Origin of the sequence: Streptomyces sp. NPDC005202 (assembly GCF_040608235.1) — a bacterium.
Classification (GTDB): Bacteria; Actinomycetota; Actinomycetes; order Streptomycetales; family Streptomycetaceae; genus Streptomyces.
Window position 1 is genome coordinate 34,182 of record NZ_JBEXHW010000040.1, and the last position, 20,331, is coordinate 54,512.

Below are 20,331 nucleotides of genomic sequence, written 5' to 3' on the forward strand. Positions count from 1 at the left end.
GGTCACTTCACCGCACCGGCGGTGAGCCCGGCCACGAGATAGCGCTGCAGCAGCAGGAAGCCGGCGACCACGGGCACGCTGACGACGAGCGAGGCGGCCATGATCTGGTTCCAGTACACGTCGTTCTGCGTGGAGTAGCCCTGCAGGCCCACGGCGAGGGTGCGGGTGGTGTCGTTGGTCATGACGGAGGCGAAGAGGACCTCTCCCCAGGCGGTCATGAAGGCGTAGACGGCGACGGCGACGATGCCGGGGATCGCGGCCGGCACGACGACGCGGAACAGCGCGCCGAGCGGGCCGCAGCCGTCGACCAGCGCCGCCTCGTCCAGGTCGCGCGGCACCGAGTCGAAGTACCCGATCAGCATCCAGATCGAGAACGGCAGCGAGAAGGTCAGATACGTCAGGATCAGCCCGCCGCGCGAGCCGAACAGGGCGATGCCGGTGGCGTTGCCGATGTTGACGTAGAGGAGGAACAGCGGCAGCAGGAAGAGGATGCCGGGGAACATCTGCGTGGACAGCACGGTGACCGTGAAGACGCGCTTGCCGCGGAAGGTGTAGCGGCTGACGGCGTACGCGGAGAAGACCGCGATGACCACCGAGCAGACGGTCGCCGCGCCCGCCACGATCAGCGAGTTCACGAAGTACTTCGCCAGCGGGACGGTCGACCAGATGTCGATGTACGGGCGGATCGTCAGGCCGCTCGGCAGCCAGCGGAACTTGCCCGTGACGTCGGCGAGCGGCTTCAGGGAGCTGGAGACCATGACGTACACCGGCACCAGGACGAAGCCGGTGAGCAGCGTGAGGAAGATCCGCCGGGACCAGAGGAAGGACCGCGGCGGTGCCATCGGCGAGCGGACGGGGGCCGACGTCGTCGGCACCCGGGGCGCGTGCGAGGTGCTAGACATCGGCCGTCTTCCTTCCTCGGGAGGTCAGCAGCAGGTAGACGCCCGTCACGACGAGCAGGAACAGCAGCAGCAGGACGGACATGGCGGAGCCGGTGCCGAAGTTCCAGGTGACGAAGGATGCCTGGTAGATGTGGACCGAGATGAGGTCCGCGGCCTCCGGGGCGGCCTTGCCGAACAGGACGTACGGCGTGTTGAAGTCGTTGAACGTCCACAGGAACAGCACCAGGATCAGCACCTGGTTGACCGGGCGCAGCGACGGCAGGGTGATGCGGCGGATCTGCTGCCACATGCCGGCGCCGTCGAGCGCGGCCGCCTCGTACAGCTCCTTGGGGATGTTCTGCAGGCCGGCCATGACGATGAGGAAGGCGAACGGCCAGCCCTTCCACACCGACACCGTCAGCAGCGCGTAGAAGCTGTTGCTGCCGATGAGCCAGAAGGACGGCTTGTCGGTGAGGTGCAGCTGGTCGTGCAGGACGTGGTTCACCAGGCCGTTGTCGTGCTGGAACATGAACACCCAGGTGATGACGGCCGCGTACACCGGGAGCGCGTACGGCACCAGGAACAGGGCGCGCAGCAGGCCGCGGCCGCGGAAGGTGTCCTGCATGTAGATCGCGGCCACCGTGCCGATCAGCCAGCACAGGCCGACCGACAGCAGGGTGAAGCCGACGGTGACGAGGAAGGAGTGGAGCAGCGCCTCACCGACGGGCGCGTTGAAGTCCACCGACATCCGGTAGTTGTCGAGGCCGGACCAGGGGGCGGTGCCCCAGTCGCGGATGTAGAACTGGGTGAGCTCCTTGAAGCTCATCACGATGCCGATCACCATCGGCACCAGGTGGACCAGGAGTTCGAGGAGCAGGGCGGGCAGGAGCAGCAGGTACGGCAGTCCGACGCGCCGGATCCGCCCGGTGCGGCGCGGGCCGCGCGCCGCACCGGGGGAGCTCTTGTGCACGGTCGGTGCCCCCGTCTCCGTAGGGACAGTGGTCGTCATGACGGTGTCCGCGCTCACTTCGCCGGCATCTGCTGCTGGGCCTTCTGAAGCTTGGCCTTCACCGACGCGGTGGTCACCGCGCGTCCGGCCGCGGCGTCGGCGAACAGTTCCTTGACGGCCGTACCGACCGTCGTCTCGAACTGCGACTCGGCGGCGACCTGCGGCAGCGCGGCGGCGCTCTTGGCGAGGGTGTCCTTCAGGACGGCGTTCGCCGGGGTGTTGAAGGCGGGGTCCTCCTGGGCGGACTTGACCGGCGGGATGGAGCTGTAGGCCTTGTTGAGGATCTTCTGCTCGGCGTCGCTGGTCATGAACTTCACGAACTTCGCGGCGCCGTCGAGGTTGTGGCTGTTCCTGAACACGGCGATGTTGATGCCCGCGACCATCGAGTTGACCTGCGTGCCGGTCCCCGGGGTGCCGGACTGCACGGGTACCGGGGCGACGCCGTACTGGTCCTCGCCCATGCCCTGCGACTTGAGGTTGGCGGAGGCGGACTGCCACAGCAGCATCGCCGTCCTGCCCTTGGCGAAGTCGCTCACCGACTGGTTCTGCGCGTACTCGGCGTTGCCCTGCGGGATGGACTTGTCCTTCGCCATCAGGCCGACGTACTGCTTGACCGCGGCGACCGCGCCGTCGTTGGTGAAGTCGGGCTTGCCGTCGGCGGTGAAGAAGTCGGCGCCGTGCTGCTTGGCGAAGACGAAGACGTGGTGGATGTTCTCCGAGACGTTGGAGCCCTCGGCGCCGAGGACCTGCTTGCCCTTCTGCTGGATCTTCCTGCCGTCGGCAACCAGTTCGTCCCAGGTGGCCGGGGGCTTGGCTATCCCGGCGTCGGCGAAGATCTTCTTGTTGTAGTAGAGCGCGTAGGCCATCGAGTACAGCGGCACCGCGGACGGGCCCTTGCCCTCGGCGCCGGTCGAGCCGAGCGCGGAGTCGACGAAGCGGTCCTTGCCGCCGATCTTGTCGAAGTTCTTTGCGTCCCACGGCAGCAGTGCGCCGGTGGCCTGCAGGGAGGCGCTCCAGGTGTTGCCGATGTTGAGGACGTCGGGGCCCTGGCCGGAGGTGGTCGCGGTCAGGATCCGGTTCAGCAGGTCCGACCAGGGGACGACCTCGAGCTTCACCTTGATGCCGGTCTGCTTCTGGAACTTGTCGAGCTCGGGCTGGAGGACCTTCTTGTCGATCTCGATGCTCGCGCCCTGGTTGGAGGCCCAGTACGTGAGCGTCTTGGGCGAGTCGTTGGACCCGCCGCCCGTCGACGAACCGCCTCCGCAGGCCGAGGCGGCAAGGGCGAAAGACAGGGTGACGGCGCCTACGGCCGCGGCTCGGATGCTGCGCATGGCTCCTGGTGTCCCTTTCCGGGAGTCGAGAACCGCGAGAAGGCTCCGGAGACGACGACACCCCGTTCGACTCCCGAAGCTCCTCACGTCTTAATTTAGGACGTGAGTTAAACCTCACGGGAAACGCTCGTCAAGGGATCCGGCAAGGCTGAAATCGACGGGCGGTCGCGGCGGACCCGGCGCAGTCGGCGGTATACCGCCGCCACTGGGCGCTTGACCTGCGACGGCCTGCGACGGGAGGGCGGTGCGGGCGTACTGCAACGGTTGGGTCTCGACACCCCGGCCGACCACGCCGCGGACGGCCAAGGCATCTCCTGAGCGGCGTCGGCGAGTTGACGGCCGATCAACGACCGCTGACGGAACTCCGGTCACAACTCTTGACGCATCGTTCACCCGGATGAAGCATTCATCGGCGAGAGAGCGCTCCCCGAACCCCACATCGTTCACTTCCTGAACCAGGAGAGCCGCCCCATGCCCCCTGTCTCCCCCGATTCCCCTGCCCTGCGGCCATCCGTCGGCCGCAGAACCGTCCTCGGCGCCGCCGCCGCGGCCGCTCCCGTCCTGGCGGGGCTGTCCGCATCGCCGGCGTCGGCCGCGCAGAAGGCCAGGCCACCCGAGAAACTCACCCCGTCCCGCAGGAAGCCGCGCGCCCTCCCCGGCGGTGGCGACCTCGGCCCCAACGTCCTCGTCTTCGACCCGTCCACGCCGGACATCCAGGCCGGACTCGACGAGGTCTTCAGCCGACAGGAGTCGGCGCAGTTCGGCACCGGCCGCTACGCCCTGCTGTTCAAACCCGGCACCTACCACGGCCTCAACGCCCAGCTCGGCTTCTACACCTCCATCGCCGGCCTCGGCCTGTCCCCCGACGACACGACCATCAACGGGGACGTCACGGTCGACGCGGGCTGGTTCAACGGCAACGCCACGCAGAACTTCTGGCGCTCGGCGGAAAACCTCGCCCTCGTCCCCGCCAACGGCACCAACCGCTGGGCCGTCGCCCAGGCCGCGCCCTTCCGCCGCATGCACGTCCGCGGCGGCCTCAACCTCGCACCCACCGGCTACGGTTGGGCCAGCGGCGGCTACATCGCCGACAGCCGCATCGAGGGCCAGGTCGGTCCGTACTCGCAGCAGCAGTGGTACACCCGCGACAGCGCGATCGGCAGCTGGCTCAACGGCGTGTGGAACATGGTGTTCTCCGGCGTCGAGGGAGCCCCCGCGCAGAGCTTCGCGAACCCGCCGTACACCACGCTCGACACCACCCCCGTCTCCCGCGAGAAGCCCTTCCTGTACGTCAGCGGCAGCGAGTTTTGCGTCTTCCTGCCGGAGAAACGGACGAACGCCCGCGGGGTCACCTGGGGCAACGGCACGCCGAGGGGTACGTCCCTGCCGCTCACGCAGTTCTACGTCGCCAGGCCGGGCGTGACCGCGGCAACGCTCAACCAGGCGCTGACACAAGGGCTTCACCTGTTGCTGACCCCGGGGATCTACCACGTGGACCAGCCAATCCAGGTGGACCGGCCCAACACCGTGGTGCTGGGCCTGGGTTACGCGACCGTCGTCCCGGACAACGGCGTGACGGCGCTGCAGGTCGCCGACGTCGACGGCGTACGGCTGGCCGGTTTCCTCATCGACGCCGGGCCGGTCAACTCCGCGACGCTGCTGGAGGTCGGCCCGCAGGGTGCGTCGCAGGACCACTCGGCCAACCCGACCACCGTGCAGGACGTGTTCGTGCGGATCGGCGGCGCCGGCGCCGGCAAGGCCACCACCAGCATGGTGATCAACAGCCGGCACACGATCGTCGACCACACCTGGGTGTGGCGCGCCGACCACGGCACGGGCGTCGGCTGGGAGACCAACCGGGCGGACTACGGCGTCGTCGTCAACGGCGACGACGTGCTGGCCACGGGCCTGTTCGTGGAGCACTTCAACAAGTACGACGTGCAGTGGTACGGCCAGCGCGGACGCACCATCTTCTTCCAGAACGAGAAGGCCTACGACGCCCCGAACCAGGCCGCCGTCCAGAACGGATCCATCAAGGGCTACGCCGCCTACAAGGTCGGCGACAACGTCACCGCGCACGAGGGCTGGGGCCTGGGCAGCTACTGCTACTACAACGTCGACCCGACGATCGTGCAGCACCACGGCTTCGCCGCCCCGAACCGGCCGGGGGTGACATTCCACGACCTGCTGGTGGTCTCGCTCGGCGGCAACGGGCAGTACGAGCACGTCATCAACGAGACGGGGGCGCCGACGTCGGGGACGTCGACGACGCCGTCGACGGTGGTGTCGTATCCCTGACCACCGGGGCCGGCACCGGTGGCGGCACCGGTGGCGGTGCCGGTAACGGCGGCGGCCCCGCCCGGGTACGGGAAGGGCCGCTCACTGGTGGCCGTGGCGGCCCCACCCGGCTACGGGAAGGGCCGCCGTCGGTGCTACCGCGAGGGTGCCGGGACCGGCGCCGGGGCGTAGCCAGCGGGCCGGGTGGTGAAAGTGCCGCGACCCTGGGTCCGGCTGCGCAGCCGGGTCGCGTAGCCGAACAGCTCGGCCAGCGGCACGGTTGCGGTGACGACCGCCGCGCCGGCGCGGGTGGTCGAGCCGGTCACCCGGCCGCGCCGCGCCGCCAGATCACCCAGCACCGACCCCACCGCGTCCTCGGGCACGGTGACGGTGACCTCGACGACCGGTTCCAGCAGCACCATCGCGCAGGCGCGCAGGGCCTCGCGCAGACCGAGCCGGCCGGCAGTGCGGAAGGCCGTCTCCGAGGAGTCCTTCACATGCGTCGCCCCGTCGGTGAGCGTGACGCGCAGGCCCGTCACGGGATGGCCGCCGAGCGGCCCTTCGGCGAGGGCGTCCCGGCAGCCGGCCTCGACGGCCCGGACGTACTCCTGCGGCACGCGCCCGCCGACGACGGTCGAGCGGAATTCGAAGCCGGTGGCCCCCTCTGCGGCCTGGAGTGGCTCCACGTCGAGGACGACATGGGCGAACTGCCCTGCCCCGCCCTCCTGTTTGACGTGCCCGGTCTCGGGGTCGGTCCGCACGACCAGCGAGGGGTCCTCTTCGGTCAGCCGTGCAAGCGCGGAGGTCAGCCGGTCGGTGTCGGTGCCCCTGCGGGCCTCGACCGCCACGGAGACGACCGGCTCAACGACGCCCGGCGGTTCCAGGACGAGCGGGGCGCCCGGCGCGCACAGGGTCGAGCCGGCGCGGGCGGCCTTCAGCCCGACCACCGCGACGATGTCCCCGGCGACCGCGCGCTCCAGCTGGGCGTGCCGGTCGGCCTGGACGCGCAGAATCCGCCCGATCCGCTCGGCGCGCCGCGCACCCGCGTCCCACACCGTGTCTCCCTTCTCGATCGTGCCCGAGTACACCCGCAGGTAGGTCAGCCGCCCGGTGGCGGTGGCGTTCACCTTGAACGCGAGGGCGTCGAACGGCGCCGCCGGGTCGGCGGCCCGCTCCTGCTCCGTACCGTCGTGAGTGCCACGCACGGGCGGCACGTCGAGCGGCGACGGCAGGTAGGCCATCACCTCCAGGCTCACGCTCGTCGCCGTCACCGCGGAGCGCGGGGACAACGTGCATCGCATCTTCGAGTCGCTCAACAACACGGGCTTCAAGCTCAGTCAGGCGGACCTTCTGCGCAACTACCTGTTCATGCGACTGCCCACCCGAGGCGAGCACGTTTACGAGACGTACTGGCTCCCTCTGCAGGACAATCTCACCAACGACGAGCTCGAACAGCTCATGTGGCTGCAGCTCGTACTGGACGGGGACGACCGGGTGCGCCGACAGGATCTTTACGCGGCCCAGCAGCACCGCTTCGAAAAGACCGATGCGGACGAGGCTGAGATCGAGGCGTACATCAAGGAACTCCACCGCAGCTGTGCCCACTTCCGCCGGCTCATCCATCCCGAGCTGGAGCCGGACGTCTCGGTCCGCGCCCACCTGCGTCGCCTCGAAGCCTGGCAGGCAGCGGTCACCCACCCCGCTGTGATCTCGTAGCCCGGGGGCCCCTGGGACCGCAGCGCTTCCCGCCCGTCCGACGCCCAGGCACTGCGCCACTGGTAGACCGACTTCTTACTCACCCGTAACTCCCGGGCTATGCACGGGACTTTCACGTCCTCCTCGAAGAGGTCAGCGGCCCGCATGCGTACCTCTTCCCGGCGCTTGCGCTGCTCGGCGGTCAGCCCGCCCCCATCCGGATACCGCATACTTCCGGGCTACCAGCCAAGACGGACCCTGTCACCAGGTCCGACGAAGGCTCAGACGCTATAACGCCAAGGTCAGTAGACGTGTCCTATGTGGTGAGGCGGACGAGTCGTTTGTAGCAGCACAGGGCTGCGGCGAGGCCGAGGTCGGCTGCACCGCCGCCCCGGACACGACCGACGACCCGCGGCAGCGTCACCTGACGGTGGCGCTCCCCCCTCAAGTTCGCGGCCCGCCTCTGGAGCGGCTGCAGTTCGCCCGGATCAGGCGGGCTGCGCCACCGACCGCGGCGCGGCCCCGCCTGATCCGCCCGCCTCCTCACTGCCCGGCGGCAAGCGCCTGGGCGCATGGGACCGTAGCCCCTCGTCGTCGATCCGTGGGCGTGGCCGACACGTTCGAGGAATGGACGGGCCCTACCGTCCGGCTTCGGCCCCGAGTTCCGCTAGGCGGGTCAGGGCAGGCAGAGCCGCGGCGATCGCCTGTCGTTCCGCGGGCGTCAGCTGGGCGATCAGCGGGATCAGGTGACGCTCCCGGTCCTCGTGCCGGGCCTGGCCGATCTTTCGGCCGCTGTCGGTGATGTGGACGAGGACGGCGCGTCCATCCACCGGGTCGGGGCGGCGTTCCACGAGACCGTCGCGCTCGAGCCGGGTGACCAGCTGAGTGAGCCCTGGCTGGCTGATCTGCTCGGTCCTGACCAGTTCGGTCAGCCGCTTCGGGCCGCTGAAGGCCAGTGTGTCCAGCACGGACAGTGTCGTGAACGACAGCTTCTGCACCGCGGGAAGCCGGATGTAGTAGCGGTTGAAGTTCTCGATCGCCCTGGCGAAGTCTCCGACATCCAAGTCGGCTCTGTTGTCGGCACACTGAGTAGAAGTCACCCTGGAAATATATCGCAGACTTATATAAGCTCCTGATCGATTGCGCGCCCGGCGCCTCGTCCAGGCGCACGGTTTGCATTGCACCTCGGCGCAACGGCGCGTCAATGGACTTGTAGAGCGCTAGGTGAGGAACACACCAATGACTGTGCGAATCGGCATCAACGGCTTCGGGCGCATCGGTCGCAACGTCTTCCGTGCGGCGGCCGCGCGGACTTCGGAGCTGGAGATCGTCGCCGTCAACGACCTGGGCGACGTGCCCACGATGGCCCACCTGCTCGCTTATGACTCGATTCTGGGGCGCTTCCCCGAGGAGATCACCGCCGAGCCGGGCGCGATCCGCGTGGGTGACCGGACGATCAAGGTCCTCGCCGAGCGCGACCCCGGCGCCCTGCCCTGGGGCGACCTGGGAGTGGACATCGTGATCGAGTCCACCGGCATCTTCACCGACGCCGCGAAGGCGCGCTCACATGTCGAAGGCGGAGCGAAGAAGGTCATCATTGCCGCTCCGGCCAGCGGCGAGGACATCACGGTGGTGTTGGGCGTCAACGACGGTGCCTACGATCCCGAGCGCCACACCATCATCTCCAATGCCTCCTGCACCACCAACTGTCTCGGCGTACTGGCCAAGGTGCTGCACGACGCCGTCGGCATCGACACCGGCATGATGACCACGGTCCACGCCTACACGCAGGACCAGAACCTCCAGGACGCCCCGCACAAGGACCTGCGCCGGGCCCGGGCCGCGGCCCTGAACATCGTGCCCACCTCCAGCGGCGCCGCCAAGGCCATCGGCCTCGTCCTGCCAGAACTCGCCGGCCGGCTGGACGCCTTCGCCCTGCGGGTGCCCGTCCCCACCGGCTCGGTCACCGACCTCACGGTCACCACCCGCCGCGGCACCACTGTGGACGAGGTGAAGGAGGCGTACACAGCGGCGGCCTCGGGACCGTACAAGGGCTTGCTGTCCTGCGTGGACGCGCCGTTGGTCAGCACCGACATCGTGGGCGACCCAGCCTCCTGTGTCTTCGACGCCGGGCTCACCCGGGTGTCCGGCCCGCAGGTCAAGGTCGTCGGCTGGTACGACAACGAGTGGGGCTACTCAAACCGCCTTGTCGACCTGGCACTCCTCATCGGGTCGTCTTTGTAGTTTCTCGCCGACCCGGCGTCTGTACCACCCGCACGTCAGCAACGGTCGTCCGCCGAAGCGGCGGCCGTCGCTTCGGCGCGCCCGTAAACCGGCGCGCAGCGCACCCGACGCCACCGATGCCGTCGGCGTGCCCGGATGCCCGACACGCACGACGCCACGAGGACAGACGAAATGAAGGAAACTTCCGAGGTTACCGTTCGACAACCCAGCCGTGCTCGGCATAGCGCCCCAGATGCGCGCACTGCAGCAGGAGGGGCCGATCACCAGGGTGCGGACCGCCGGTGAAGATGCCTGGCTGGTCACCCGCTACGACGAGGTGAGGGCACTACTCGCCGACCGCCGACTCGGTCTCAGCAATCCCAACCCGGAGCAGTCGGCCAAGAGCGCGGCCAGGGGCTTCATGATCGCGCTGATGGCCGGGGACGACTGCGACAACGAGGCCACCAGGCATGCGCAGATGCGCGCGCTGCTTGTGCCCCGGTTCTCCACGCGCCGGATGCGCCTCATGAAGACCCGGATCGAGCACCACGTGGACGACCTGCTCGACCAGTTGGCCGCCGGCACCCCGCCGGCCGACCTGCACCGCGCGCTGTCGTTTCCGTTGCCGACCATGGTGATCTGCGATCTGCTCGGCGTGCCGTTGGCCGACCGGGAGCGGTTCGGGCAGTGGGCGAGAGGCACATTCGACCAGAGCGACAACCAGCGCTCGGCGAACACCTTTCAACAGGTTGTCGACTACACAACGGAACTGGTGGCGCGCAAGCGAACCGAACCGGGCGACGACATCCTGTCCGAGCTGATCGCCGAGAAAGACGGCGCACTGTCCGATGCGGACATTGCCCACTTGGGTAACGCCGTGCTGTTGTTCGGCTACGAGACCACCATCGTGCGCATCGACCTGGGCACCCTGCTGCTGCTGCGCAATCCGGCCCAGCGTGCCCTGCTGGCCGAGAATCCCGAACTCGCGCCGGCCGCGGTCGAGGAGATCCTGCGCCTGGGCGTTGGCGGCAGGGGATCCAACGCGCTGATACCCCGCTACGCGCACAGCGACATCACCGTCGGCGAGACAGTGATCCGGACCGGAGACGCGGTGATGCTGGCCATCGGCGCGGCCAACTACGACGGCCGGGCGTTCCCCGACGGCGACCTGTTCGACCTGGCCCGGGACAAGCCCAAGTCGCACCTGGCGTTCGGGCACGGCGCCCGGCACTGCATCGGCCGCACGCTGGCCCGGATCGAGCTAACCGCGGTGTTCGAGCGGCTGTTCCGCAGACTGCCCAACCTGCGGCTCGCGGTACCCGAGGAGTCGCTGCGCTGGCAGGAGCACCGGATCACCGGCGGGTTCGACGAACTCCCCGTTACCTTCTGAGTGGCATTGCACGAGCGAAACACAGCCGTCCACCGTTCATGGTCATAGGTGGCATATGCCGCAAGATCGAAGCCGTCGTCCCGCCCGGATGTTTGACGCTCCTCCCCCCACGCACAGTCACGAGGACAAGGAACCATGACGGACACTTTCAGCGACTACGTCGACTGCACGCCCCTTCTCGACGACCGTGAGGCCCTCGACCGGTTCTACGACGAGCACGGCTACCTCTATCTGCGCGGCGCTCTGGACCGTGAACTCGTGCGGACCGCCGCCGAGCAGATGCTCGAGGGCCTGATCGCACTCGGCCACGCCGCCCCCGGCACCACGCTCGACACCCTCACCATCGAGTCCTTCGAGGCGGTCGACGAGGTGGCGATGCACGACTACGTCAAGTACGACGACCTGTGGAACCACCCCTCGACCCTCAAGGTCTGGGAGAAGGTCTTCGGCGAGCCCGTCTTCGTCTTCAAGTCGACGACGATCCGCTACTACCCCTCCGCCGCGGGCTCCGCGGAGCCGAGCTTCCTGACGCCGCTGCACCAGGACGGCTTCTACATCGGCCCGAACAAGGACTTCCGCACCGCCTGGATGCCGCTGCTCCCGACGACCCGCGACATAGGCGGCGTCGCCGTCGCCGACGGCAGCCACAAGAAGGGCCCGCGCGAGCACGTCGTCACCGAGAACTTCCGCCGCTTCGGCCACGCCGTGCGCGGTATCCCGGCGGAGGAGTTCGGCGCGGACGAGCAGCTGCTGTTCTCGCCCATGGAACCGGGCGACGTGATCATCTTCCACGCCTTCATGTGTCACAAGTCCATCCCGAACGTCTCGGTGAACCCGGCCGGCATGCGGATGTCGATGGACACCCGCATCCAGCCCGCCTCCTCGCACCGCGGGTTCAACGCCCTGACCCCCTGGGCGGAGTCCGCGAAGGACGCCTCCAAGGGAATCATGTCGAAGATCACCGGCACCCCCACCACCACCGAGTGACGTTGTTGCCCCCGCACCCGCCTCAACCGTCCCCCACAAACGCCTGGGTAGGCAGCGCATGACGAAACACGAGGGCCTCCCCCCTCTGAAGGGGCCCAACGCGACACCGGAGCCCTCGGCCGGCACGGAACCGGCCGCCGCGGGGCTCAGTGGCATCGCCCTCGTGGTGGTGCTCACCGGATACGCCCTGTCCATCGTGGACGCCTCCATCGTCAATGTGGCGCTGACCTCGATCAGTGAGGACCTCCACGGCGGCCCCGCCGCACTGGAGCTGGTGGTGTCCGGCTACGGCCTCACCTACGCCCTCGGCCTGGTGCTGGGCGGACGGCTGGGCGACGCCTTCGGCAGACGGCGCCTGTACGCCTACGGGCTCGCGGCGTTCACCGTCACCTCGGCGCTGTGCGGACTCGCCCCGACCATCGAGTTCCTCGTCGCGGCCCGGCTGCTGCAGGGCGCCGCCGCCGCCATGCTCGTACCGCAGGTGCTGGCGACGATCCAGGCGGCCACCGAGGGCCAGGCGCGCGCCCGTGCCATCGGCATGTACGGCGCGACCGCGGCCCTCGGCATGGTCACCGGGCAGATCCTGGGCGGGCTGCTGGTCTCGCTGGACGTCGCCGGGATCGGCTGGCGGTCGGTCTTCGCGATCAATGTGCCGATCGGAGTGGCCGCGCTGCTGGCCGTCCGACGCGTCCCCGCGACCAGGGCCGACGCGAAGCCGGGCTTCGACCCGCTGGGCACCGTGCTGTTCGGTGTCGCCATGGTCTGTGTCCTGGCCTTGGTCGTGGCGGGCCCCGACCTGGGCTGGCCGCTGTGGCTGTGGTCGCTGCTCGCGGTCGCCGCGGTGGGGGCGCTGGCGCTGGTGCGGGCCGAACGCGGACTGGAGGCGCGGGGCGGCTCACCGCTGCTGTCCCCGTCGGTGCTGTCCCATCCGGGGATGCGCAGAGGGCTGGCGGCGATGGTGCCGTTCTCGGCCGGCTTCGGCGCCTTCCTGTTCGTCTACGCGCTGATCGCGCAGGGTCACTTCGGCTTCGACGGGCTCGCCTCCGGCGGGGTGCTGGCGCCGTTCGCCGTGGCGTTCTTCGTGGTGGCGCGGTTCACCCCGAGGATCGCGGCGGCCCTGGGCCGCCGGATCGTCACCCTGGGCGCCCTCGTCCAGGGCACGGGCCTGCTGCTGCTGGCGCTGGTGATCCGGCTGGGCTGGCCGCATCCCTCCCTGGCGCTCGTGCTCGTCGGGATCGCCCTCTTCGGCGTAGGCGCGGCGCTGATCGGCCCGACGCTGTTCCGGATGATCCTCGCCGACGTACCCCCCGCGCAGGCCGGCATGGGCAGCGGTGTGCTGGTGACCAGCCAGCAGATGGCGACCGCGCTGGGCGCGACCGTCGGCGGAACCCTCTATGTCTCCCTGGCCGGTTCGCTGTCGACGGCGTCGGCGGCCGTGCTCGTTCTCGCCCTGTTGGCGTGTTTCTCGGCGACTGTTCTCGTGATCAGCCTGAAGCTCCCCGACCCCAGCTGACACCCGCGCCCCTCGAACTGCGCGATCTGATCCAGACCTTCTCGTTGGCAACGGCGCGCCGTCCTTCGGCGTACCCGCGCGCAGAAGCGGAGACAGCCAAGTGCACTTACAGACAAGGACAGCCGTGGTGACCGGCGCGGCCAGCGGCATCGGCCTCGCCCTCAGCGCCCGCTTCGCACGGGCCGGCGCCGGCGTGGTCATGGCGGACATCGAAGGCGACGCACTGCACCGCCGGGCCGCCGAACTCACCGCACAGGGCGCTCAGGTCACCGCCGTGACCGCCGACCTGACCGACCCGGACACCGTCGAACGGCTCGCGGACACGGCGTTCGACCTGCTCGGCGACATCGACGTGGTGTGCAACAACGCCGGGGTCCTCGGCCCCGTGGGACAGCCCCTGTGGGAGGTGCCGCTGGAGCGGATGCGGCAGGTCTTCGAGGTGAACCACTGGGCGCACGTCCTGGTCGCCCGCGCCTTCGTCCCCCGGCTGCTGGAGCGCGGTCGGCCCGCCCATCTGATCCACACCGCCTCGATGTCCGCCTTCGTCGTCGGCGCCGGCAGCGCCGCCTACGCCGCCTCCAAGCACGCCGACCTCGCGGTCGCCCGCAGTCTGCGCGCCGATCTGCGGGGCACCGGGGTCCGGGTGTCGGTGCTGTGTCCCGGCCGGGTCGACACCCCCATGGTCAAAGGCCTGACGGCCCCGCGCGGCGCGGGCGGCGACACCTCGGTGAGCGCCGAGGACGTCGCCGGACTCGTGTGGGAGGCCCTCGGCTCCGACCGCTTCTATCTCTTCAGCAACTCCGACGCCCCGCTGCGGCTGCGCGATCAGTTCGACGACGTATGGCGTCATGTTTCCCTTCCGCCCCCTTCCCCAGAGGAGGAGCTGTGGCCCGCGCCGAAAGCGACGACCGTAGCGATGAAACACTGACCATCGACCTGGAAGCGGTGAGGGAGAAATACCGGCAGGAACGCGACAAGCGCAGCGTCGGTCGCACCTACCAGTTCGCGCGCGGTGACTTCAGCCGCTACGCGCGAGACCCCTACACCGAGCGACAGGAGCGCGAGCCGCTCACCGACGAGGTGGACGTCGCCGTCGTCGGCGCCGGCATCGGCGGCCTGCTGACCGGCGCCCATCTGCGCAAGGAGACCGGCCTGGAGCGCATCCGGCTGATCGACGAGGCCGGCGACGTCGGCGGCACCTGGTACTGGAACCGCTTCCCCGGCGTCCGGTGCGACGTCGAGAGTTACATCTACATGCCGCTGCTCGAAGAGATCGGCACGATACCCACCGAGAAGTACTCCACCGGGCCCGAGATCTTCGCCCACCTCCAGAAAATCGCCCACCAGTACGACCTCTACCGCGACGCCCTCTTCCAGACCACCGTCACCGAGCTGCGCTGGGACGAGGCCGCCGGGAAGTGGCTGGTGAGCACCGACCGCGGGGATCTGATCCGGGCCCGGTACGTGGCCATGTCGATCGGTCTGATGCACCGCCCCAAACTCCCCGGGCTGCCGGGCCTGGAGACGTTCGCCGGGCACTCCTTCCACACCAGCCGCTGGGACTTCGACTACACCGGCGTTCCGGCGTCTCCCACAACCCGGTCGACACCGACCGCTGGTGCTCCGTCCCCCGCAACGATGTCAAAGCGCAGGCACTTCAGCCGACCCCGAACGAGGTCGAGTGGGCGGTCGACCTGGCCGTCCGCGGTGAACTGCGCGCCAAGTGGGTCAACCAGGGCGGATGGCGCTCCCAGACCGGCCTGGGCACCATCGACCCCCAAGGGATGTTCCCACCGCCCACGCTGAAGGGCGGCGGACGCATCCCCGCCCAGGTGATGCTCGGCGTCCTCGCCCAGGAGTCGAACATGTGGGAGGCCGAACCCGGTGTGATCCCCGGCCAGATGGGCAGCCCGCTCGCCGCCACCGCCGGTTTCTACGGCCACAAGGGCAGCGACCCGGCCGATTACTGGAAGATTCACTGGGACAAGTCGGACTGCGGCTACGGCGTCGGGCAGGTCACCGACGGCATGCGCCTGGCCGGGCACGAGAAGCCCGGCGAGACCAGCCTGCCTCCGGCCACGCAGAAGGCCGTCGCGCTGGACTACACGGTGAACGTCGCCGCGTCCATGTACATCCTGGCCGACAAGTGGAACGAGCTCCACACCAGCGGGCAGACCATCACGGTCAACAACGACGACCCGTCCAGGCCGGAGAACTGGTTCGCCGCGCTGTGGGACTACAACCTCGGCTTCAACCCGGTGTCGGAAGCGTCGAAGAACAACGGGCACTGGGGTCTGGGCTGGTACAACAACCCCGCCAATCCCTTCTACCCGCCGTCCCGGCTGCCGTTCATGGACACCTCCGTGGACCCGAACGCCAGCCGTGACGCCGCCCATCCGCAGGACTGGCCGTATGAGGAGAAGGTGATGGGCTGGTCCGCCTGGTCCATCGACACCGGCCACTCCTACTCCACCGACGGACGGCAGGACTGGCCCGGCGAGTCCGGGTTCTCCTCCGCCGGTTTCCGTCCCTCCTGGTGGGTCGACGCGGGGCAGCGCAGCAAGATCAAGCCTCCGCTGGACGCGTTCTGCAACACGGCCAACCACTGCAACGTCTCCAGCCCGCCGGACTGCCCCAACGCCGAGTGCTACCAGCAGTACTGGTGGAACGGCTCCAATGTGACGTGGAAGAAGGACTGCGCCACCACCTGCGGCCACGAGGACATCAAGTACGCCACGCTCCGGGCCGAGCCGGGACGGGGATACCGGCTCCAGTACGGCACCCCCGTCTGCTCCGGGGCACCGTCGGGATCCCTGGTCGTGGAGTCCGATCCGGCGGGCACCGACACCTGGAGCGACTGCGGCAAGACCAAGACGGACGGCAGTTTCGAGTTCACCTTCCGCCCCGACTCCGACGGCCAGTACGAGGCCAAGGGAGACCTGTTCCAGATCGGCGGCGGCTACCAGGGCCACTTCTGGTACGCCCACGAACGCGACAAGGACCATCTGGGCGGGCCAGCAGGCCCCTTGACCGTCCTCGGCACCTGGAAGCTGAACAAGCCCGTGGCCGAGAAGCAGGCCAAGGTCTACGTGCACATCCCGGACACCGGGGCACAGACGAAGCAGGCCGTGTACGAGATCGACACCGCCGAAGGCATCGTGAAGAAGACGGTCGACCAGAGCGCCAACAAGTCCAACTCGTGGGTGTCCCTGGGCGCCTACCGCTTCAACGACAAGACACCCGAGGTCAGGCTCTCCAACACCACCGGCTCTGGCACCGCGGACAAGGACATCGCCTGGGACGCGGCCGCCTTCGTACCCGGCGACTACGGCATACCCGACGCCGGGGTGGGTGGCCTCGTCCTCCCGGACGCCGACAACAACGCACCGGACGTCGACTTCATCGACGACGACAAGGAGAAGCAGCCCAACCCCGACGGCGTCATCACCACACCCCTGCCCGGCCTGATACGGAGCGCCGAAGCGGGCAAGGCACAGCACTGCGTGACGAAGGACGGCCTGCGGGAATGCGTCACCAACACGACCACAGTCGACCCTTCCCTGTTCGCCCGCGCTCCTCGGCTCGCTCCCAGGGCCGCCGGACCGAACGGGACCCTGGTCACCTGGTGCGGCACCGATCCCTCCGTCAGCGGCTACACGCTCGAACGGCGTGAGGCCTGCCTGATGTTCGCCGTGCTGATCAGCGTCGACCGGGTCGACAACGGCAAGGTCACGCACATCGGCGATGCGACGTTCCTCGTCCGCCATGAGACGAAGCTGGCCAACAGCTACAAAAACACGATGCGCGAGATCCTCGCCGTCAGTGCCCTGACGATCGATTCCACGCTGGGAACCGTATCGCTGGAGTCCTGGAATTCGGACTGCGCACCGAACTGCAAGGTCGAATACTCGTCCTCCTGGGATGGCTCCACGATGTGGACAGGGCTGTCCGACCACCACTGGGCGGCGGCGGGCAAGACGACCACGTGGACGAAGCCGGACGAGGGAACGGAGCAGACCTTCGACCGGAAGTTCTGGCTGGACTTCAAGCCGTCCGCCGCGACCGGGTCGCTGAAGATCACCCAGCCGACCGTCACCTACTTCAGCCAGGTCAGGTGCGACAACTCGGTGTACGTCAACAACTCGACGGGTTGTGTGTTCAAGAAGCACATCCCGAAGTTCACCCTCAACACCGCGAAGTACCCGGTCGCGGCCGCCTACTACTGGCTGCTGCGGGAACAGCTGCCCTCTCATCCGAGCAGCGAGAAGGAGAAGAAGCCGCTGCACCGGGAGATCGACGACTCCGTGCGCCAGGCGAACCGGAACACGATCTGTCCCACGTCGTGGCAGACGAACAGCAAGGCCACACCGGAGATCACCAAGCCGGGCACGTCGGGCGTGGACTGCGACGAGTTTCCGTTCGCCGCCACCAAGGAAAGCGGCGGCCAGTTCGTTCAGAGCGGCGATGAATGCGTCCAGCTGTATGCCCAGAAGAACAACGACGGCAAGTGGCGCCTGTACTACGACGAGCGTTATCCCGACCCCACGTGGAAGGAGTTGTGCGGTCGCGCATCCATGTCGGCCAAGCAGAACCAGGGCCTCGGCGGCCGACTGGGGAACTTCTACACGAAGGCGCGGGTCGCCGACAACGACGCCTTCTACATCGAAGCGCCAGGACTGGAGGGGTGCACCATCGGTGAGGTGTGTGAGGTCCGCCCGTAGCTGATACGGCGGAGCGAGAAGGGGCCGGCGAGGATGTCCGACTCGTCGGCCCCTTCTGCCTGTCCGCGCCTAGCGGACGATCTCCCAGCCGAGAGCGCCGTCAAGGACTCTCGGCACGTATGCCACCGTTCCCACCGTGATCGGCCGGGCCGTCTCCAGCGCTTCGACCACGGAGGTGAACATGGCGGTCACGCTGGGCCAGACCACAGTGCTCGGGTCCACAGCGTCCGGTTCGATCCTGCGGACAGCCCCGTGCGTCGGCCCTTGCCGGTGGTCGACAATCAAGTCGTGTCCGGATTCCGTCGAGGATGCGAACGGGACCCAGCGGATGTGGCAGGTGGTGGGAGCCGGTACGAGTCCCAGGTCCTCGGTCGAGTAGACAGTCGTTCCGTCACCGATGATGTCGAGTTCGTGCCCGTCCTCGACGGTGAACCACAGAATCTCGTCCTCGTCTTCCTCGTCGAGGCTCCACGCAACCCTTCGTTCCATGTCGCGCTGGCCAGCGTTCATCTCGTCGGCGGTGTTCGGGGCGTAGCCGCCCGGTAGTAGGAACCCGGCAGGGGAGGAGCCTGTCGTGGCTGTGACTCCGTCGTGCCGTTTCAGCCAGGTGACGACGTCGGGGTGCAGCTCGATCAAATACTCGCCGATCTTGCTGATGTCACCTTGCGCGGCTGGGGAGTTCAGTGCCGCGTGGTCGGCCGGCGCGTTCGCTTCGAGCCATGCGTCGAGCCGTTCCAGAACGCGGGTGAGATGGTCATCGGTCATGCCGACGAGCCTATTGTCGGCCCGCCACCAGAACAGTGGCCTCCGGCACATCAGCCAGAGGCGCAACACGCGGGCGAGCCGCTGGGGGCTGAACCAACTGCACCAAGTTTCGTAGAGTCCGGTGATCTTGTTTCAGGCAGACTGCGCGGCTTGAGCCTGGCTCCGCCAGTAGTCGCGTTCGTACTCGGCAGGTGGCACGTAGTCGAGGGCGGAGTGGAGCCGCTCCTCGTTGTACCCCCGTGACCCACCGGAAGATCGTGCCGTTGACGGCTTAGTACTCTAGCAGGACTTTGGTATTTCTGCTGGTCAGGGGCAGGGTTTTGAGCGTATCCGAATGACGGCGTGTCAGGGGCGGTCTCGGTGGGACCGCCCCTCGATCGTGTATATCCGCCGCTGGAGGCGTGATCTGCTGGGGAGCCTGCCTATGTGATCGGGGATCTTGCAGCAGGTGTATGGGAAGCGGAACTTGAGGATCTTTTCCAGCGGGTGGCTCACCGGTTCGGCCGCATCGAACCGCGCCGCAGGATGCGGGACTACGTCCGCGGGCTGCTGGGTCCGGTGGGCCGCAAGAACGGCTGGCAACTCGCCGAATACGCAGGCCACCCCACCCCGGATGGACTGCAACGGCTGCTGTCCTGGTGCCGCTGGGACGCGGACGCCGTCCGCGACGACCTTCAGGAATACGTCGCCGAAAAGCTCGGGCAGCCAGATGGCGTCCTGATCATCGACGATACCGGGTTCATCAAGAAGGGCACCGACCTGTGGACGATCAACGGCCGTCCCTTCAACGCCGCCGAGACCCTGGCCCGCCCGCGCCTCGGCACCGTCGAACGCTGGCGCCTGAGCAGCGACTTCCACCACCCCGTCCATCTGCACATGGCCCACTTCCAGGTCCTCTCGCGCGGCGGCCCACCCCCGGAGGCCAGCGACGCGGGCTGGAAGGACACCGTCGACGTTCGCCCGTACGAGGTGGTGGAGATCCTTGCCCGCTTCGACGGCTATCACGGCCGCTTCATGCTGCACTGCCACAACCTTGAGCACGAGGACATGGCGATGATGGCGAATTTCGAGGTGGTATGACCAGTCTCGCCACCGTCATCGCGGCCGCCCTCACCCGACCGCGCTCCGGGGGCAAGCCCGCGCACATCCAATTCTTGATCACCAGCCCAGGTCAAAGGGCACCAACAGGCGGCCGAGCATCGCCTTAGGCAGCCAGACGTCGGCGCCCCACTCATCGAGTTCGTCGCGGAGGTGTTCGTAGTCGGTCATCGCCCGGCCGACGGTGCGCCAGAACCCGGGAGGATGGTGGGGATGGTGGAGGTGGGCGAGTTCGTGGACGAGGACGCAGAGCCGATCACGACGCTGGCGGCCAGGGCCTTGGAGCAATGGTCATGAGTTAGACGCCGTCTCATTTGGTGAGTCTGCGGTAGCAGATGAGGGTGCGGGTGATGGCGGTGAAGGCCAGGAAGTGTTCGGCCTTGCGTTCGTAGCGGCGGTGCAGGCGGCGGCAGCCGGCGAGCCAGGACATGGTGCGTTCGA

General features: G+C 68.3%; 14 protein-coding genes and 6 pseudogenes. 11 read left to right on the plus strand and 9 right to left on the minus strand.

Annotation, left to right across the window (positions count from 1 at the left end; all coding sequences use genetic code 11):
• Positions 1–2: 2 nt before the first annotated feature.
• From ABZV31_RS33785 to ABZV31_RS33795, 3 genes are read right to left on the minus strand one after another with little or no spacing between them, the layout of a single operon-like run.
• Positions 3–902 carry a carbohydrate ABC transporter permease gene (locus tag ABZV31_RS33785; RefSeq protein ID WP_355900676.1) on the minus strand — a complete coding sequence of 300 codons (900 nt, stop codon included), beginning with the start codon at positions 900–902 and terminating at the stop codon, positions 3–5.
• The gene (locus tag ABZV31_RS33790) at positions 895–1,890 is read right to left on the minus strand and encodes a sugar ABC transporter permease (RefSeq protein WP_355900677.1); all 996 of its coding nucleotides are present in this window, start codon (positions 1,888–1,890) and stop codon (positions 895–897) included. The genes ABZV31_RS33785 and ABZV31_RS33790 overlap by 8 nt, the downstream gene beginning before the upstream one ends.
• A gap of 14 nt (positions 1,891–1,904) precedes the next feature.
• Positions 1,905–3,221: a sugar ABC transporter substrate-binding protein gene (locus tag ABZV31_RS33795; RefSeq protein WP_355900678.1), complete on the minus strand. Its 1,317-nt coding sequence runs from the start codon at positions 3,219–3,221 to the stop codon at positions 1,905–1,907.
• A 471-nt stretch (positions 3,222–3,692) separates the two neighbouring features.
• On the opposite strand from ABZV31_RS33795, the gene ABZV31_RS33800 reads away from it, so the two are divergent.
• Positions 3,693–5,519 (plus strand): coagulation factor 5/8 type domain-containing protein, encoded by a 1,827-nt coding sequence (locus ABZV31_RS33800; RefSeq protein ID WP_355900679.1) that lies wholly within the window; start codon positions 3,693–3,695, stop codon positions 5,517–5,519.
• Between the two features lie 134 nt (positions 5,520–5,653).
• Here ABZV31_RS33800 and ABZV31_RS33805 read toward each other — a convergent pair.
• Positions 5,654–6,742 (minus strand): annotated as a pseudogene (locus tag ABZV31_RS33805) (EF-Tu/IF-2/RF-3 family GTPase); the annotation flags it as partial.
• Between the two features lie 46 nt (positions 6,743–6,788).
• On the opposite strand from ABZV31_RS33805, the gene ABZV31_RS33810 reads away from it, so the two are divergent.
• Positions 6,789–7,214, plus strand: coding sequence for a hypothetical protein (locus ABZV31_RS33810; RefSeq protein WP_355900689.1), 426 nt, complete (start codon positions 6,789–6,791; stop codon positions 7,212–7,214).
• A 32-nt stretch (positions 7,215–7,246) separates the two neighbouring features.
• Here the strand turns inward: ABZV31_RS33810 and ABZV31_RS33815 are convergent.
• Positions 7,247–7,423 (minus strand): annotated as a pseudogene (locus tag ABZV31_RS33815) (helix-turn-helix domain-containing protein); the annotation flags it as partial.
• A 408-nt stretch (positions 7,424–7,831) separates the two neighbouring features.
• Positions 7,832–8,293, minus strand: coding sequence for a MarR family transcriptional regulator (locus ABZV31_RS33820; protein WP_355900680.1), 462 nt, complete (start codon positions 8,291–8,293; stop codon positions 7,832–7,834).
• A gap of 139 nt (positions 8,294–8,432) precedes the next feature.
• Here ABZV31_RS33820 and gap point away from each other — a divergent pair, with 139 nt between their 5' ends.
• From gap to ABZV31_RS33855, 7 genes and pseudogenes are all read left to right on the plus strand, one after another.
• Complete coding sequence (gene gap, locus ABZV31_RS33825) at positions 8,433–9,437, plus strand: type I glyceraldehyde-3-phosphate dehydrogenase (RefSeq protein ID WP_355900681.1); 1,005 nt, start codon at positions 8,433–8,435, stop codon at positions 9,435–9,437.
• Positions 9,438–9,630: 193 nt separating this feature from the next.
• Positions 9,631–10,806: pseudogene (penM, locus tag ABZV31_RS33830) on the plus strand (pentalenolactone synthase); the annotation flags it as partial.
• A 135-nt stretch (positions 10,807–10,941) separates the two neighbouring features.
• Entirely contained in the window at positions 10,942–11,793 is an 852-nt protein-coding gene (gene ptlH, locus ABZV31_RS33835; RefSeq protein ID WP_355900682.1) for a 1-deoxypentalenic acid 11-beta-hydroxylase, read from the plus strand.
• A 58-nt stretch (positions 11,794–11,851) separates the two neighbouring features.
• Positions 11,852–13,306 (plus strand): MFS transporter, encoded by a 1,455-nt coding sequence (locus ABZV31_RS33840; protein ID WP_355900683.1) that lies wholly within the window; start codon positions 11,852–11,854, stop codon positions 13,304–13,306.
• 127 nt (positions 13,307–13,433) lie between these two features.
• On the plus strand, positions 13,434–14,234 hold the full coding sequence (ptlF, locus tag ABZV31_RS33845; protein ID WP_355900684.1) for a 1-deoxy-11-beta-hydroxypentalenate dehydrogenase: 801 nt from the start codon (positions 13,434–13,436) through the stop codon (positions 14,232–14,234).
• Complete coding sequence (locus ABZV31_RS33850) at positions 14,192–15,112, plus strand: NAD(P)/FAD-dependent oxidoreductase (RefSeq protein ID WP_355900685.1); 921 nt, start codon at positions 14,192–14,194, stop codon at positions 15,110–15,112. The genes ptlF and ABZV31_RS33850 overlap by 43 nt, the downstream gene beginning before the upstream one ends.
• Positions 15,091–18,027: a hypothetical protein gene (locus tag ABZV31_RS33855; RefSeq protein WP_355900686.1), complete on the plus strand. Its 2,937-nt coding sequence runs from the start codon at positions 15,091–15,093 to the stop codon at positions 18,025–18,027. The genes ABZV31_RS33850 and ABZV31_RS33855 overlap by 22 nt, the downstream gene beginning before the upstream one ends.
• Before the next feature lie 69 nt (positions 18,028–18,096).
• On the opposite strand, the gene ABZV31_RS33860 is transcribed toward ABZV31_RS33855, so the two are convergent.
• Positions 18,097–18,792 (minus strand): hypothetical protein, encoded by a 696-nt coding sequence (locus tag ABZV31_RS33860; RefSeq protein WP_355900687.1) that lies wholly within the window; start codon positions 18,790–18,792, stop codon positions 18,097–18,099.
• 486 nt (positions 18,793–19,278) lie between these two features.
• Here ABZV31_RS33860 and ABZV31_RS33865 point away from each other — a divergent pair.
• Positions 19,279–19,548 (plus strand): annotated as a pseudogene (locus ABZV31_RS33865) (transposase); the annotation flags it as partial.
• A 57-nt stretch (positions 19,549–19,605) separates the two neighbouring features.
• A pseudogene (locus ABZV31_RS33870) lies at positions 19,606–19,872 on the plus strand (multicopper oxidase domain-containing protein); the annotation flags it as partial.
• 78 nt (positions 19,873–19,950) lie between these two features.
• On the opposite strand, the gene ABZV31_RS33875 reads toward ABZV31_RS33870, so the two are convergent.
• The gene (locus tag ABZV31_RS33875) at positions 19,951–20,178 is read right to left on the minus strand and encodes a YgjP-like metallopeptidase domain-containing protein (protein WP_355900688.1); all 228 of its coding nucleotides are present in this window, start codon (positions 20,176–20,178) and stop codon (positions 19,951–19,953) included.
• A gap of 22 nt (positions 20,179–20,200) precedes the next feature.
• Positions 20,201–20,331: pseudogene (locus tag ABZV31_RS33880) on the minus strand (IS5/IS1182 family transposase); the annotation flags it as partial.

What these genes read in the sequence shown, in the direction of transcription:
- ptlH (WP_355900682.1), top strand. Translation starts at nt 10,942, where the DNA reads ATGACGGACACTTTCAGCGACTACGTCGACTGCACGCCCCTTCTCGAC.
- gap (WP_355900681.1), top strand. Translation starts at nt 8,433, where the DNA reads ATGACTGTGCGAATCGGCATCAACGGCTTCGGGCGCATCGGTCGCAAC.
- ABZV31_RS33855 (WP_355900686.1), top strand. Translation starts at nt 15,091, where the DNA reads ATGTTCCCACCGCCCACGCTGAAGGGCGGCGGACGCATCCCCGCCCAG.
- ABZV31_RS33840 (WP_355900683.1), top strand. Translation starts at nt 11,852, where the DNA reads ATGACGAAACACGAGGGCCTCCCCCCTCTGAAGGGGCCCAACGCGACA.
- ABZV31_RS33800 (WP_355900679.1), top strand. Translation starts at nt 3,693, where the DNA reads ATGCCCCCTGTCTCCCCCGATTCCCCTGCCCTGCGGCCATCCGTCGGC.
- ABZV31_RS33795 (WP_355900678.1), bottom strand. Translation starts at nt 3,221, where the DNA reads ATGCGCAGCATCCGAGCCGCGGCCGTAGGCGCCGTCACCCTGTCTTTC.
- ABZV31_RS33790 (WP_355900677.1), bottom strand. Translation starts at nt 1,890, where the DNA reads ATGACGACCACTGTCCCTACGGAGACGGGGGCACCGACCGTGCACAAG.
- ABZV31_RS33860 (WP_355900687.1), bottom strand. Translation starts at nt 18,792, where the DNA reads ATGACCGATGACCATCTCACCCGCGTTCTGGAACGGCTCGACGCATGG.
- ABZV31_RS33785 (WP_355900676.1), bottom strand. Translation starts at nt 902, where the DNA reads ATGTCTAGCACCTCGCACGCGCCCCGGGTGCCGACGACGTCGGCCCCC.